Origin of the sequence: Kineococcus sp. G2, assembly GCF_037154035.1 — a bacterium.
Lineage (GTDB): Bacteria > Actinomycetota > Actinomycetes > Actinomycetales > Kineococcaceae > Kineococcus.
On the sequence record NZ_JBBBEM010000132.1, the window covers coordinates 38087 to 53536 of the forward strand.

Sequence of the window (15450 nt, forward strand, 5' to 3'; positions counted from 1 at the left end):
GCGTCGTGCGGGCCGGTCAGCCGAGCACGTCGAGGCCGGGCAGCTGCTTGCCCTCGAGGTACTCCAGGCTGGCCCCGCCTCCGGTGGAGATGTGACCGAACTGCGAGTCGGCGAAGCCGAGCGTGCGCACGGCGGCGGCCGAGTCGCCGCCGCCGACGACGCTGAACGCCTCCGAGTCGGCCAGGGCCTGGGCGACGGCCCGCGTGCCGCCGGCGTACGGCTCCATCTCGAACACGCCCATCGGGCCGTTCCAGAACACGGTGCGCGCGTCGGCGAGCTGCGCGGCGAACGCGTTCGCGGAGGCGGGGCCGATGTCCAGGCCGAGCCTGTCGGCCGGGATGGCCTCCACGGGCACCACGTCGTGCTCGGCGTCCGCGGCGAACGCGGTGGCCGCCACGACGTCGGTGGGCAGCGCCAGCTCCACGCCCTTCTCGGCGGCGGTGCGGACGTAGCCGCGCACCGTCTCCAGCTGGTCCTCCTCCAGCAGGGACCTGCCCACCTCGTGACCGGCGGCCTTGAGGAAGGTGAAGACCATCCCGCCGCCGACGAGGATCCGGTCCCCGGAGGTGAGCAGCGAGCCGAGCAGGTTGTCGATGACGCCGAGCTTGTCGGAGACCTTCGAGCCGCCCAGCACCACCGCGTAGGGGCGCTCGGGGGACGCGGTCAGCCGGCGCAGCACCTCCACCTCGGTGGCGACCAGGCCGCCGGCGGCGTGCGGCAGGCGCTGCGCGACGTCGTAGACGCTGGCGTGCTTGCGGTGCACGGCGCCGAAGCCGTCGGAGACGTAGCCGTCGGCCAGGGCGGCGAGCCGGTCGGCGAACGCACCGCGCTCGGCGTCGTCCTTGCTGGTCTCGGCGGCGTTGAAGCGCACGTTCTCCAGCAGCACCAGGGAGCCGTCGGCGAGCGCCTCGACGGCGGCGGTGGCCTCGTCGCCGACGGTGACCGGGCAGAAGGAGACGTCCACGCCCTCGAGCAGCTCGGCCAGGCGGGCGTGCACCGGCGCCAGGGAGTACTTCTCCTCCGGCTCGCCCTTCGGGCGGCCCAGGTGGGCGGTGACGACGACGCGGGCGCCGGCGTCCAGCAGGCGGCGCAGCGTGGGCACGGAGGCGCGCACGCGGCCGTCGTCGGTGATGCGGGGCGTGCCGCCGGAGCGGTCCAGCGGCACGTTGAGGTCGCTGCGCACGAGCACCCGCTTGCCGCGCAGGCCGCCGAGCTGCTGCTCGAGGTCGTCGATGGTCTTCACGGTTCCTCCGGTGGGGCGTCTCGTGCGCGGTGGCGGGGTCGAGGGGGCTGCGGGCAGCCCTCACCGGCCCGGGGCGCGGTGCCCCGGGCCGGTGGAGGGGCTTAGAGGGAGCTGCCGACCAGCTTCACGAGGTCGACGAGGCGGTTGGAGTAGCCCCACTCGTTGTCGTACCAGCCGACGACCTTCACCTGGTCGCCCATGACCTTGGTCAGGCCCGAGTCGTAGATGCAGGACGCGGGGTCGGTGACGATGTCGCTGGAGACGAGCTCCTCGTCGGAGTACACCAGGTAGCCCTTCAGGGGGCCCTCGGCGGCGGCCCGGTACGCGGCGTCGACCTCCTCGGCGCTGACCTCGCGGCTCAGCGTGACGGTGAGGTCGGTGGCGGAGCCGGTGGGGACCGGCACGCGCAGCGCGTAGCCGTCCAGCTTGCCCTTCAGCTCGGGCAGGACCAGGCCGATGGCCTTGGCCGCACCGGTGCTGGTGGGGACGATGTTCAGGGCGGCGGCGCGGGCGCGGCGCAGGTCCTTGTGCGGGCCGTCCTGCAGGTTCTGGTCGGCGGTGTAGGCGTGCACCGTCGTCATCAGGCCGCGCTCGATGCCGAACGCGTCGTTGAGGACCTTCGCCAGCGGCGCCAGGCAGTTCGTGGTGCACGACGCGTTGGAGATGATCGTGTGCTTCGCCGGGTCGTAGTCGCCGTCGTTGACGCCCATGACGACGGTGACGTCGTCGTTCTTGGCGGGCGCCGAGATGACGACCTTCTTGGCGCCGGCCTCGACGTGCGCCTTGGCCTTCTCGCCGTCGGTGAAGAAGCCGGTGGACTCGATGACGACGTCCACGCCCAGCTCGCCCCAGGGCAGCTTGCCCGGGTCGCGCTCGGCCAGGACCTTCACGCTGCGGGAGCCGACGACGATGGAGTCGCCGTCCACGCGCACGTCCTCGGCGAGCTTGCCCAGCACGGAGTCGTGCTTGAGCAGGTGGGCCAGCGCCTTCGCGTCGGTGAGGTCGTTGACCGCCACGACCTCGAGGTCCGCGCCGGAGGCCAGCGCGGCGCGGAAGAAGTTGCGGCCGATGCGGCCGAAGCCGTTGATGCCGACCTTGGTGGTCATGCGCTCTCCTCCTCGACGCACCGGGCGTTCCCGGGCGCGTCAACTGTGCGTACTCGTCTGCGTACTCATCTCGTGCTGCGCCCGCCGCAGCGCCGCGGCGACGGGGTCGACCCTATGGCCTGCGTCACGTCGGGTGCAGCGGGGGTGGGTCACGACGCCGGGCCGGGGCCCGGACGCGGCCCCGAGCGCGCCCGCGGGACGCGCCTCAGGCGTCGAGCATGTCGGCCGTCAGCCCCGAGTCCGTGCCCGGCACGCCCAGCTCGGCGGCGCGCTTGTCCGCCATGCCCAGCAGCCGGCGGATGCGCCCGGCGATGGCGTCCTTCGTCATCGGCGGGTCGGCGAGCTGCCCCAGCTCCTCCAGGCTGGCCTGCTTGTGCTGCAGGCGGAGCCGGCCCGCCTGCAGCAGGTGGTCGGGCACGTCGTCGCCGAGCAGCTCCAGCGCCCGCTCCACGCGCGCCCCGGCGGCCACGGCGGCGCGCGCCGAGCGGCGCAGGTTGGCGTCGTCGAAGTTGGCCAGGCGGTTGGCGGTGGCGCGCACCTCGCGGCGCATCCGCCGCTCCTCCCACGTCATCATCGCGTCGTGCGCGCCCAGGCGGGTCAGCAGCGCGCTGATGGCGTCGCCGTCGCGCAGGACGACGCGGTCCACCCCGCGCACCTCCCGGGCCTTGGCGGACAGCTCCAGGCGCCGTGCGGCGCCCACCAGGGCCAGCGCGGCCTCCGGGCCGGGGCAGGTGACCTCCATCGCGGCGGAGCGGCCGGGCTCGGTGAGCGAGCCGCGGGCCAGGAACGCCCCCCGCCAGGCGGCCTCGGCGATCTGCGTGGAGGAGGAGACGATGTGGGAGGGCAGGCCCCGCACGGGACGGCCGCGGGCGTCCAGCAGGCCCGTCTGCCGCGCCAGCGACTCCCCCTCGCGCGCCACGCGCAGCACGTAGCGGGTGGCGCGCCGCAACCCGGAGGCCTGCACCACGAGCAGGTCGCTGGGGTGACCGAACACGTCCGCGATGTCGCGGCGCAGCCGGCGCGCGATGGAGGCGGAGTCCAGCTCCGCCTCGATGACGATGCGCCCGGAGACGATGTGCAGGCCCCCGGCGAAGCGCAGCATCACCGACACCTCGGCCTTGCGGGCCGCGGTGGTCGTCACCGGCAGCCGGCTCAGCTCGTCCTTGACCGCCGCCGTCATCGCCATGCCCTGTCCTCCTCGGACGTCGCGTCCCCCTGCGGCGCGCACCGCGCCACCTCCTGCGTGCCGGGCCCGCCCGGCTCCCGGGGGCCCCTCACGGAGCACCCCACGGTGCCACCGCCGCACCCCGGGCGGGCCCCGGCGGGCCGGCGAAGACGTCGCGGTAGGCCGCCGCCAGCAGCAGCGCGTCGTGGCGGGCGGTGCCGTCGCCCAGCGCCACGGGCCGCAGCAGCAACCGCGCCCCCAGCCCGTCGGCGACCACCGCCAGCGAGGCGGGGTCGGCCACGGCCACCGGATCGGCGAGCACGGCGTCCACCCGCAGGCCGGGCGCGTGGGCGGCCAGGACCTCGAGGTGCTCCTCGGCGCTGAACCCGTCGGTCTCCCCGGGCTGACCGGCCAGGTTCAGCGTCACGCACACCCGCGCGCTCGTCCCGCACAGCGCCTGCGCCAGGGCCGGCACGAGCAGGTGGGGCAGGACGCTGGTGAACCACGAACCGGGCCCCAGCACCACCCAGTCCGCGGTGCGCACGGCGTGCAGCACCTCGGCGGGCACGGGCGGGTCCGGCGGCACCAGGCGCACCCCGCTGACGCGCCCGGCGGTGGAGGCGACGGCGACCTGGCCGCGCACGGCCGTCACGGCCGTCTCGTCCCCGGGCACCAGGCCCAGCACGTCCGCCTCGATGTCCAGCGGCACGGCGGCCATCGGCAGCACCCGCCCGCGCGCGCCGAGCAGGCGGGCCACCCAGTCCAGGCCGGTGACCTCGTCGCCGAGCAGCTCCCACAGGGTGGCGATCAGCAGGTTGCCGGTGGCGTGCTGGTGCAGCCCGCCGCCCGAGTCGAAGCGGTGCTGCAGCACGTCGCGCCAGGTGCGGCCCCACTCGGAGTCGTCGCACAGCGCCGACAGGGCCATGCGCAGGTCGCCGGGGGGCAGCACCCCGAGCTCCCGGCGCAGCCGCCCGGAGGAGCCGCCGTCGTCGGCGACGGTGACGACGGCGGTGAGCCGGTCGGTGAGGTGGCGCAGGGCCGACAGGGACGCGGACAGCCCGTGCCCGCCGCCCAGGGCGACGACCGCGGGCGCGTCCGAGGACGGGCCGCGCGACGGCAGCGCGCCGGTGACGGGGATCGGGCCGGTGGGCAGGCTCACTCGCGCCCCAGGTCGCGGTGCAGCACCCGCACCACCACGCCGGTGCCGCGCAGGCGCGCCCCGAGCTCCTCGGCCATCGCCACCGAGCGGTGCTTGCCGCCGGTGCAGCCGAACGCGATGGTCGCGTAGCGCTTGTTCTCGCGGCGGTAGCCGGTCAGCACCGGCTCCAGCGCCTCGACGTAGCGGTCGAGGAAGGGGCGGGCGCCCTCGGCCGCCAGCACGTACTCCGAGACGGGGCCGTCCTGGCCGGTCAGGGGCCGCAGCTCCGGTTCCCAGTGCGGGTTGGGCAGGAAGCGCAGGTCGGCGATGTGCTCGGCGTCGGCGGGGGTGCCGTACTTGAAGCCGAAGCTCATGACGGTCACGCGCAGGTCGTCGGTGCCCTCGGCCTCGAACAGGGACGCCACGAGCGCGCCGAGCTGGTGCACGTTGAAGGAGGAGGAGTCCACGACGACGTCGGCGCGCGAGCGCAGGTCGCCGGTCAGGGCGCGCTCGCGGGCGATGCCGTCGACGACGCGGTCGTCGCCCTGCAGCGGGTGCGGGCGGCGCACGGACTCGAAGCGGCGCACGAGCACCTCGTCGGTGGCGTCGAGGAACAGCACGCGCGGGGAGACGTGGCGGGTGTCGAGCGCGGCGAGGGTGCCGGTGAGCTGGGCGAAGAAGCTGCGCCCGCGCACGTCGACGACGACGGCGATGCGCGGCACGGACAGCCCGGCGCGCGCGGCCAGCTCCGCGAGCGGCTCGAGCATCTGCGGCGGGAGGTTGTCCACCACGTACCAGCCGAGGTCCTCCAGCGCCTTGCCGGCGGTGGAGCGGCCGGCGCCGGACATGCCGGTGATGACGAGCAGCTCGGGGCGGCGCGGGCGCTCGCCCGCCGGCGCCTGCCCGTGCGAGCCCTCGCCCGGTTCCTCGCCCGGTTCCTCGCGCGGTGCCGGTGCGGGGACCTCCCCGGAGCCGGTGGCCGGCACGTCGGCGCGGGCGTCGGTGCTGTCGTCGGCCGGTTCTCCCACGCGCGCCATCCTGTCACCCCGGGCGTGTCGCGCACGACAGGCCCTGCACGCTGCGCTGTCAGACGGTGACTGAGAACCCCGTCGGCCGGGGTGCCGCGACGTCCCCGCTCAGTCGAGCACCTCCCCGGTCGCGGTGTTCACCGCGGGCTCACCGGCACCGGTCGCGGCGAGCGCCGCGACCACGGCGGCCGCCGTGCGCGGGCCCACGCCGGGGACGGCGGCGACCTCCTCGACGGTGGCCGCGCGCAGCCGCTTGACGGAGCCGAAGTGCTTCAGCAGCGCGGCCCGGCGCGTCGCGCCGAGACCGGGCACGCCGTCCAGGGCGCTGCCGGTCATCGCGCGGCTGCGCTTGGCCCGGTGGTAGGTGATGGCGAAGCGGTGGGCCTCGTCGCGCACGCGCTGCAGCAGGAACAGCCCCTGGCTGGTGCGCGGCAGCACCAGGGGGTGCTCCTCCCCCGGCAGCCACACCTCCTCCAGCCGCTTGGCCAGCCCGCACAGGGCCACGTCGACCACGCCGGCGTCGGCGAGAGCGCGCGCGGCCGCCTCGACCTGCGGCCGGCCGCCGTCGACCACGACGAGGTTGGGCGCGTACGCGAAGCGGCGCGGCCGGCCGGTCTCCGGGTCCAGGCCGCCGGGGAGCGCCGGGCCCGCCTCGCCGTCGACCTCCACGACCTCCAGCCCCGCGCCGTCCCCGGTCGCTCCCGCGGCGCGGGCGTCCTCGAGCGCGGCCTCGGTCCCGCCGGCCACGGGGAGCGCGCCGGCGTCCTCCCCGGCGCGGGCGCGGCGGAAGCGACGGGTCAGGACCTCGCGCATGGCGCGGGTGTCGTCGAGGCCGCCCTCGTCGCCGCGCACGCTGAAGCGGCGGTAGTCGCCCTTCTTCGGCAGGCCGTCCTCGAAGACCACCATGGAGGCCACGACGTTCGTCTCCTGGGTGTGCGAGACGTCGAAGCACTCGATGCGCAGCGGCGCCTCGTCCAGGCCCAGGGCCTCCTGCAGCTCCTGCAGCGCCTGGCTGCGGGTGGTGAGGTCCCCCGCGCGGCGCGTCTTGTGCAGCGCCAGCGCCTGGACGGCGTTGCGCTGCACCGTCTCCATGAGGGCGCGCTTGTCGCCGCGCTGCGGGACCCGCAGGTCCACGCGCGAGCCGCGCAGCTCGCCGAGCCAGTCCTCCACCTCGGCCTCGCCGGTGGCCGGCAGGTGCGGCACGAGCACCTCGCGGGGCACGCTCTCGCCGCTCTCGCCGCCGTAGACCTGCAGCAGCAGCTGCTCGACCAGCTCGGCGGGACCGACGTCCTCGACCTTCTCCACGACCCAGCCGCGCTGGCCGCGCACCCGCCCGCCGCGCACGTGGAAGACCTGCACGGCGGCCTCCAGCTCGTCGTCGGCGACGGCGAACACGTCGGCGTCGGTCGCGTCGGGCAGCACGACGGCGGACTTCTCCAGGGCCTTCTGCAGCGCGCCGAGGTCGTCGCGCAGCCGGGCGGCGCGCTCGAAGTCCAGCTCGGCGGCCGCGGCGCGCATCTCCCGCTCGGTGCGGCGCACGAACCGGGCGGTGTTGCCGGCGACGAAGTCGCAGAAGTCGCCGGCCAGGGCCCGGTGCTCGTCCACCGGGATGCGTCCCACGCAGGGCGCGGAGCACTTGTCGATGTAGCCGAGCAGGCACGGTCGGCCGGAGGCCGCGGCGCGCTTGTAGACCCCGTTCGAGCAGGTGCGCACCGGGAAGACGCGCAGCAGCAGGTCGACGGTCTCCCGGATGGCCCAGGCGTGCGTGTAGGGGCCGAAGTAGCGGGTGCCCCGGCGCTTGGACCCGCGCACCACCTGCACGCGCGGGACCTCCTCACCCATCGTGACCGCCAGGTACGGGTAGGACTTGTCGTCGCGGTACTTGACGTTGAAGCGCGGGTCGAACTCCTTGATCCAGGAGTACTCCAGCTGCAGGGCCTCCACCTCGGTGGACACCACGGTCCACTCCACGCCCGCGGCGGTGGTGACCATCGCCGCGGTGCGCGGGTGCAGGGCGGACACGTCCTGGAAGTAGTTGGCCAGGCGCTGGCGCAGGCTCTTGGCCTTGCCGACGTAGATTACGCGCCCCTGCGGATCGCGGAAGCGGTACACGCCCGGCTCGTCGGGGATCTCCCCCGGCTTGGGGCGGTAGGTGGAGGGGTCGGGCACGCCTAGAGGCTAGGACGCGCCGACGACACACCGGGCACCGAGCCGCCGGGCGCCGAGCCGGTGCCGGCCCGGCGCCCGGGAGCCGTCAGCGGACGGCCAGCGGCGACCGCGCGGCGGCGGCCCGCCCGGCGGGCAGCCCGTCGCCCGCACCGGGCACCGGGCCGTCCTCGGCGCGCACCAGCCCCGCGGGCAGGGCGCCGGGGACCTCGGCCAGGGCGGCCCCGGGCACGGGTGCGCTCGCGGGAAGGTGCACCACCGCGTGCTCCAGCACCCGCACCGGGTGGAGCACCCCCAGGGCGGGCAGCTCGGCCACGACGAGGTCGCGCAGGGCGGCGTCGTCCAGGCCGGCCACCTCGTCGTCGGCGCCGGTGCGCAGCTCGGCGCGCAGGACGGCGCCGCCGGGGCCGGCGAGCGCGCGGGGGCGCCAGGCGCGGGCCGCGGTCAGCCGGTGGGTGCGCAGGGAGGGGTCCTCGACGGTGACCTCGTGCACGGGTGGCCCGACGGGCGCACCCTCGGGGGCGGCCACGAGCAGGTGCACGAGGTGGGTGTCGAGGCTGCGCGCGACGGCCACCGCCCCGGGAGCGAGCAGCCGGCGGTGGGCGGGCAGGGCGTCGACGACACCGCTGGCGGCGAGCACGCGCTCGCCCGCGGCGTCGCGCACGCGCAGACCGCGCACGCGGCCGTCCTGCACCTCCAGGCCGACTGCCGTGGTGCCCAGCAGCAGGTCCGCGCCGCGCGCGCGCAGCCGGCGGGCCAGCTCCGCCCACAGGGCGCCCGTGCCGGCCGCGGGGCTGAGGACGTCGTGCCGCCCGGCGCGGGCCGGGGCGCCGGAGAGGCGGGCGGCCGAGCGCGCGAGCCGCCCGGCCGGCCGCACCGGGCCGGCGGACCGGCCGGCGCGGACGGTGACCCGGTGGGCTGCGGTGCGCTCCACGTGCCCCCCGGCCAGGTCCAGCCACTGCGCGGGCACCCCCGCTCCGGCGGTGGCGGGCACGCCGTGCGCGGCGAGGGAGTGCGCCGACCCCCACAGCTCGACGGAGCGGGCCAGTCCACCGACCGCGTCGGCGGCCTCGACGACGACGACCGGCCGGCCGGCGTCGAGCAGGGCCTCCGCGGCCGCCAGGCCGCGCGAGCCTCCCCCGGCGACGACGATCGGCAGGTCCGTCCCGGCACGCGCCTGCGGGCGCGTGAGAGTCGGTGCGCTCACGGGTCCTCTCCCCTCCCCCTGCGCCGCCCCGCCGTGCTGCTGCGCACGGCCGGGGTCCCCCGGCGCTGTCCCTCGTCCGGCGCCCGGTCGGGTCGCGCGGAGGTGGGCAGTCTTCCAGCACGGGGGCGCGCTGCGCGGCATTTCCGGGACCCACCCGACAACTACTACGCCTGGTGATCAGACGACGTCGCTGGGTAGCCGACGAGGGGGTGGAGAGCCGCGGGGGTGACCGCTGCTCGCCCCTCAGTCCGCCGAGCCGGGCTCGGCGAGCTTGCCCTGCGCCTTGGCCAGCGGCGCGTTCGGGGACACGTTGGCGGCGGCGCCCTGCAGCTTCGTGCCGAGCGAGCCGGTGACCACGTGGTCGCGGCCCTTCTGCAGCGCCTTGAACGCCTGCGCGGCCACCGTGGCCGGGTCGTCCTTGGCGGACGTGTGCGCCATCTTCGTGTCCTCCATGCCGGCGCGCTCGAAGAACTCCGTGTCGGTGGGGCCGGGCAGGAACGCGGTGACGCTCACGCCCCTCTGGTCCAGCTCCTGCCGCAGCGACTGCGCCAGCGACTGCACGAACGCCTTGGTGGCCCCGTACACGGCCTGGTACGGGGCGGGCACGCGCGCGGCCAGCGAGGACGTGAACAGGAGCCGGCCCTCGCCGCGCTCCACCATGGCGCGCGCGGCCAGCTTGGCCAGGTGCACGGACGAGACGACGTTGAGGTCGATCATGCGCAGCTCGTCCTCGAGGTCGTTCTCGACGAACTCCCCTCCCACGCCGACCCCTGCGTGGATCGCCACCGCGTCGACGGCCCGCCCGCCGGCGGTGGCGGTGGCCCAGAGCTGCTCCACGCCCGCGGCGGTGGCGAGGTCCACCCGCACCGCTTCGACGCGGGCGGCGGCCTCCACCTCGGCCAGCTGCGCGGGCACGCCGGTGATGCGCTCGTCCTCGGCGGCGACGAGCAGGTCGTAGCCGCCGGCCGCGAACCGCTTGGCCAGCTCCAGGCCGATGCCGGTGGAGGCTCCGGTGACGACGGCGAACGGGCGGGAAGCGTCTGCGGTGCTCACTGCGGACCTCCGGGTGCTGATCGGCTCGGGCCGCCCGCGCGGCGGCCCCGCTGCACCCCGTGCCCCGTGCGGCGCGGACCATGCGCGCCGAACGGGGATCGCACGAGGGGCGGGCGCGTCAGCAGGTGGCGACGAAGCGCTGCAGCACCCGCACGCCGAAGCGCAGCGCGTCCAGCGGCACCCGCTCGTCGACGCCGTGGAACATGCCGGCGAAGTCCATGCCCGCGGGCAGGCGCAGGGGCGCGAAGCCGTACCCGCGGACGCCCAGGTGGGAGAAGGACTTGTTGTCGGTGCCGCCGGCCAGGCAGTACGGCAGCACGGCCGCCCCGGGGTCCTCCGCCTCCAGGGCGTCGCGCATGCGGTCCACCAGCGGCACGGCGAAGTCCGTCTCCAGGGCCACGGACTCGTTGACGGTCTCGACGTCGACCCGCTCACCGGCCAGCTCCCGGATCGTGGCCAGCAGCTCCTCCTGCCGGCCGGGCAGGTAGCGGCAGTCCACCAGCGCCGACGCGGTGCCGGGGATGACGTTGTGCTTGTACCCGGCCTCCAGCACCGTCGGGTTGGCGGTGTTCTGCAGGGTCGCCCCCACCCAGCGGGCCGTGGTCCCCAGCGTCGCCAGCAGCGCGGAGGGGTCGCGCTCGTCGAACGCCACCCCGGTGATCTCGGAGACGCCCTGCAGGAACTGTCGGACGGTGGCGGTGTACTCGACCGGCCACTCGTGCTCGCCGATGCGGGCCACGGCCGCGCACAGGCGGGTGACGGCGTTGTCGGTGCCGACCTGCGAGCCGTGACCGGCGCGCCCGTGCGCCACCAGCCGCAGCCAGGCCAGGCCCTTCTCCGCGGTCTGCAGCAGGTACGCGCGCCGGCCGTCCAGGTCCACGGAGAAACCCCCGACCTCGCTGACGGCCTCGGTGACGCCCTCGAACAGGTCGGGGCGGTGGTGCACGAGCCACTCCGCGCCCTGCACGCCGGCCGCCTCCTCGTCGGCGAGGAAGGCCACGACGAGGTCGCGCGGCGGCTTCTGCCCGGTGCGCGCCAGATCGCGCACGACGGCCAGCAGCATCGCGTCCATGTCCTTCATGTCCACGGCGCCGCGGCCCCACAGGCAGTCGTCGGCGATCTCGCCGGCGAAGGGGTCCACGCTCCAGTCCGCGGCGCGGGCGGGCACGACGTCCAAGTGCCCGTGCAGCAGCAGCGCACCGCGCTCGGCGGTGCCGCGCTCGTCGCCGGGGATGCGCAGGACGACGTTGCCGCGACCGGGGAACCCCTCGACGTACTCCGGCTGCAGGCCCACCTCGTGCAGCAGGGCCGCGACGTGCTCGGCGGCGGCCCGCTCGCCGGGTCCGGAACCGTCGCCGGGGTTGGAGGTGTCGATGCGGATGAGGTCGCGGGCGAGGTCGACGACCTCGTCCTGGGCGACCTCCCGCGCCCGGGGGGCGAGGTCGCCCGCCCCCTGCTGCCCGTCCGCCGCCCGGCCCGCCGTCCCGTGTGCGCTCACGCCCGCCACGCTAGAGGGCGGCGGGCACCTCGCGCGGGGGCGGGGGCCGCGACGGGCGGTAACGTCCCCGTGCCATGGACACCCTGCCTCCCGGCGCGGCGCTGCGCCCGCGAGAGAACGGCGCGCAGGAGTGGACGGCGGGCGAGCACCGCGGGGTGACCGACTCCGTCCACGACGCGCTGCTGGAACTGCTGATGAGCCGCGGGGTCGAGCCCGGGGCGGCGCTGCGCACGCAGAACCTCGCGGACCGCCTGGGGGTCTCGGCGACGCCGGTGCGCGAGGCGCTCGCACGGCTGGAGGGCACGGGCCTGGTGGTGCGCAGCGCCCGGCGCGGGTACCGGGCCGCACCGCTGCTGTCGGAGCGGGAGCTGGCCCAGCTGGTGGACGTGCGGCTGCTGGTGGAGCCGGGGAACGCCGAACGGGCGTGCGCCCGCGCGGACGAGGAGTTCGTGCGGCGCCTGCACCTGGCCGTGGAGCGGCAGCGGCGGGCTCCCACGGGTCCGGGGTACAGCGGTTTCAAGGACTACCTCGAGGCCGACTGGGGCTTCCACGAGCTCGTCGCCGAGGGCACCGGCAACCCGTTCATCGTCCGGACGCTGGACTCCTTCCGCGGCTTCGTGCAGCGCCTGCACCAGGTCGAGCAGCACGTGCCGGACTCGGCGGAGAGCGTGGCGGAGCACGAGGCGATCGTGCGCGCCTTCGAGGAGCGCGACCCGGCGGCGGCGTCCGCGGCCATGCGGGTGCACCTGGAGCGGGTGCTGTCGCGGGCCGCGCCGGGCTGACCGGCCGCACCGGGCACCCGGACGGGTCCGGGGCCGTTGACAGCTCGCAGCGCGTGGGGCAGTCTGCTCCCCGTCCTGATTTTCTATAGAATCCGGGGCCCGAGACCCGATGGAGCGAGACGTGAGCGACGACGCCGCACAGTCCAACCAGCGCACGACCGTCTTCGACGGCTACCCCGAGACGCTGACGCGGGAGAACTGGCCGATCACCGTGCCGATGATGCCCCACCCGGGCGTCCTCGCCGACGGCACGTCGGTGCAGGACCAGTCCGCCGAGGGCTGGGCCGCGACCCTCGACGTCATGGTCGACGCCGGGTACACCAGCATCGACCCCACCGACACGTGGATCCGCATCGCGGACCTGTCGCCGCAGCGGCTGGACGAGTTCGCCCGCACCGTGCGCGCCGCGGGCCTGAGCATCCCGGCGTTCTCCACCTCCCGCCGCAGCGTCATGGACCACGAGAGGGCCGACGAGAACCTCGCCTACTCGCACCGCGCCATCGACGCCTGCGCCGCCATCGGCATCCCGCTGGTCAACTTCGGCTTCATGCGCGGCTTCACCCCCGCGCAGGCCGAGGCCCTGTGGTTCTGGCTGGAGCCCGGCTACTCCGACGACTTCTCCGACGAGGCGCGCCGCACCGCCGTGAAGAAGATCCAGGAACTGGCGAAGCACGCCCAGGAGGTGGGCGTGCAGATCGCGCTGGAGATGTACGAGGACACCTACCTCGGCACCGCCGACTCGGCCGTTCGGTTCATCCACGAGGTGGGCTACGACAACGTCGGCCTGAACCCCGACTTCGGCAACATCTGGCGCCTGCACCGCCCCGTGGAGCCGTGGGAGGAGATCGCGGCGAAGATGCTGCCGCACACCAACTACTGGCACCTGAAGAACTACTACCGCGACGAGGAGCCGAGCACCGGCTCGGTGCGCACGCACCCCGCGCCGCTGGAGTTCGGCACCATCAACTACCGCAAGGCCATCGCCATCGCGATCGAGTCCGGCTTCCGCGGCGCGTTCTGCGTGGAGCACTACGGCGGCGACAGCATCAGCGTCGGCGCCACCAACCGCGAGTACATCCGCCGCGTCCTGCCGAAGCAGACGCCCTGGGCGCCGTTCCGCACCCTCTGAGCGATCGAAGGAGACCGTTCCGCATGACGAAGATCTTCGGTGACCCGGCGTCGTTCGTCGACGAGTCCGTCGCCGGTTTCGTGGACATCTACTCCCGCTTCGTGCAGCCGGTGCCGCACGGGGTGATCCGTTCCACCGCCACCCCCGAGGGCAAGGTCGCGGTGATCGCCGGCGGCGGGTCGGGGCACTACCCCGCGTTCGCCGGCTACGTCGGGCCGGGCCTGGCCGACGGCGCGGTGTGCGGCAACGTGTTCGCCTCGCCCTCGACCCGCTGGGTCTACGACGTGGCCAAGGCTGCCAACCGCGGCGGCGGTGTCGTCCTCGGCTTCGGCAACTACGCCGGCGACATCCTCAACTTCGGCCTGGCCGCCGAGCGGCTGCGCGCCGAGGGCATCCCGGCCGAGCTGCTCGTCGTGACCGACGACGTGGCCAGCGAGGGCCAGGGGGCCAACGGGCAGCGCCGCGGCATCGCCGGCGACGTCGTCGCCTTCAAGATCGCCGGCGCGGCCGCCGAGGCCGGGTACGGCTTCGACGACGTGGTCCGCGTCTCGCGGCACGCCAACGACCGCACCCGCTCGATGGGCATCGCCTTCGCCGGCTGCACCCTGCCCGGGGAGACCGAACCGCTGTTCACGGTCACCGAGGGGCACATGGGCATCGGCCTGGGCATCCACGGCGAGCCGGGCATCTCCGAGGAGCCGATCGGCACCCCTGAGGAGATCGCCGACCTGCTGGTGGGCAAGGTCCTGGGCGGCAAGCCCGAGGGCGCGCCCGAGGGCGGGAAGCTCGCGGTCCTGGTCAACGGCCTCGGCTCGACGAAGTACGAGGAGCTGTTCCTCCTCTACGGGCCGATCGCCGCGAAGCTGCGCGCCGCCGGGTACGAGATCGTCGCCCCCCAGGTCGGCGAACTGGTCACCTCCCTGGACATGGCCGGTGCCTCGCTGACGGTCACGTGGCTGGACGAGGAGCTGGAGACCTTGTGGACCGCGCCGGCCCAGTGCCCCGCGCTGTCCGTCGGCCCCACCATCGAGACCACCCCCGCCCCGCGGTACGTCGCGCCGGAGGACGAGGTCGCCGACTACTCCGGCACCCCCGAGGCCGCTCAGGCGGCCGGCCAGCGGGTCGCCGCGCTGATCGAGGCCGTGCGCGACGTGCTCAAGGACGCCGAGGCCGAGCTGGGCCGCATCGACGCGATCGCCGGTGACGGCGACCACGGCACCGGCATGGTCAACGGATCGGTCGCCGCGGCCGCCGCCGCCCGCGCCGCCGCCGACGCCGGGGCCGGGGCGGGCGCGACGCTGTCCGCGGCCGGTGGCGCGTGGGCCGACCGGGCCGGCGGCACCTCGGGGGTGATCTGGGGCGTGCTGCTGCACGCCTTCGCCGACAAGCTCGGCGACGAGGGCACCCCCAGCGCGCAGCAGGCCGCCGAGGGCGCGCAGGCCTCCGTCGAGGCCGTCATGCGCCTGGCCGGGGCCCGCGTGGGCAACAAGACGATGCTGGACGCGCAGGTGCCCTTCGCCGAGGCGCTCGCCGAGCGCGTCGCGGCCGGGGACGACCTGAAGACGGCCTTCACCACCGCGGCGCAGGCGGCCACCGAGGCCGCCGAGGCCACCAAGGACCTGCGCCCGCAGATCGGGCGCGCCCGGCCCCTGGCCGAGCGGTCCCTGGGCCACCCCGACGCCGGCGCGATCTCCCTGGCGCTGGTGACCCGCACCATCGCCGACAAGCTTTGAACCGGAGGAACACCGTGACCGACCAGCAGTGGCGCGTCGTGCTCGCCGCCGACGAGGCGGGCGTGAGCTACAAGGACGCCATCAAGGCCGACCTGGAGAAGGACCCGCGGGTGAAGGAGGTCATCGACGTCGGGGTGGGCTCCGACACCGACAAGACCGCCTACCCGCACGTGGCCGTGGCCGGCGCCCGCAAGATCGCCGC

General features: G+C 75.4%; 13 protein-coding genes. 4 read left to right on the forward strand and 9 right to left on the reverse strand.

Annotation, left to right across the window (positions count from 1 at the left end):
* Window positions 1–16 precede the first annotated feature (16 nt).
* From V9U69_RS17900 to V9U69_RS17940, 9 genes are all read right to left on the reverse strand, one after another.
* Window positions 17–1243, reverse strand: a complete 1227-nt coding sequence (locus tag V9U69_RS17900; RefSeq protein WP_337063212.1) for a phosphoglycerate kinase — start codon at window positions 1241–1243, stop codon at window positions 17–19.
* Between the two features lie 101 nt (window positions 1244–1344).
* Window positions 1345–2349: a type I glyceraldehyde-3-phosphate dehydrogenase gene (gene gap, locus V9U69_RS17905; RefSeq protein ID WP_337063213.1), complete on the reverse strand. Its 1005-nt coding sequence runs from the start codon at window positions 2347–2349 to the stop codon at window positions 1345–1347.
* Between the two features lie 205 nt (window positions 2350–2554).
* Window positions 2555–3535, reverse strand: coding sequence for a DNA-binding protein WhiA (gene whiA, locus V9U69_RS17910; protein ID WP_337063214.1), 981 nt, complete (start codon window positions 3533–3535; stop codon window positions 2555–2557).
* Between the two features lie 88 nt (window positions 3536–3623).
* Entirely contained in the window at window positions 3624–4673 is a 1050-nt protein-coding gene (locus V9U69_RS17915) for a gluconeogenesis factor YvcK family protein (protein WP_337063215.1), read from the reverse strand.
* Complete coding sequence (gene rapZ / locus V9U69_RS17920) at window positions 4670–5689, reverse strand: RNase adapter RapZ (protein ID WP_442907815.1); 1020 nt, start codon at window positions 5687–5689, stop codon at window positions 4670–4672. Before rapZ ends, V9U69_RS17915 begins: the two co-directional genes overlap by 4 nt.
* A 99-nt stretch (window positions 5690–5788) precedes the next feature.
* Window positions 5789–7849 carry an excinuclease ABC subunit UvrC gene (gene uvrC / locus V9U69_RS17925; protein WP_337063217.1) on the reverse strand — a complete coding sequence of 687 codons (2061 nt, stop codon included), beginning with the start codon at window positions 7847–7849 and terminating at the stop codon, window positions 5789–5791.
* Window positions 7850–7934: 85 nt separating this feature from the next.
* Window positions 7935–9053, reverse strand: a complete 1119-nt coding sequence (locus V9U69_RS17930) for an FAD-dependent oxidoreductase (RefSeq protein WP_337063218.1) — start codon at window positions 9051–9053, stop codon at window positions 7935–7937.
* A 243-nt stretch (window positions 9054–9296) separates the two neighbouring features.
* Complete coding sequence (locus tag V9U69_RS17935) at window positions 9297–10106, reverse strand: SDR family NAD(P)-dependent oxidoreductase (RefSeq protein WP_337063219.1); 810 nt, start codon at window positions 10104–10106, stop codon at window positions 9297–9299.
* A gap of 118 nt (window positions 10107–10224) precedes the next feature.
* Entirely contained in the window at window positions 10225–11604 is a 1380-nt protein-coding gene (locus V9U69_RS17940) for a M20/M25/M40 family metallo-hydrolase (protein WP_337063220.1), read from the reverse strand.
* A 74-nt stretch (window positions 11605–11678) separates the two neighbouring features.
* On the opposite strand from V9U69_RS17940, the gene V9U69_RS17945 reads away from it, so the two are divergent.
* From V9U69_RS17945 to V9U69_RS17960, 4 genes are all read left to right on the forward strand, one after another.
* Window positions 11679–12386 (forward strand): GntR family transcriptional regulator, encoded by a 708-nt coding sequence (locus V9U69_RS17945; RefSeq protein WP_337063221.1) that lies wholly within the window; start codon window positions 11679–11681, stop codon window positions 12384–12386.
* A gap of 217 nt (window positions 12387–12603) precedes the next feature.
* Window positions 12604–13515 carry a sugar phosphate isomerase/epimerase family protein gene (locus tag V9U69_RS17950; RefSeq protein WP_442907821.1) on the forward strand — a complete coding sequence of 304 codons (912 nt, stop codon included), beginning with the start codon at window positions 12604–12606 and terminating at the stop codon, window positions 13513–13515.
* Window positions 13516–13538: 23 nt separating this feature from the next.
* Window positions 13539–15248: a dihydroxyacetone kinase family protein gene (locus tag V9U69_RS17955; RefSeq protein WP_337063223.1), complete on the forward strand. Its 1710-nt coding sequence runs from the start codon at window positions 13539–13541 to the stop codon at window positions 15246–15248.
* 14 nt (window positions 15249–15262) lie between these two features.
* Window positions 15263–15450 (forward strand): RpiB/LacA/LacB family sugar-phosphate isomerase (locus V9U69_RS17960; protein ID WP_337063224.1); only part of this gene is annotated, 188 nt, incomplete at its 3' end.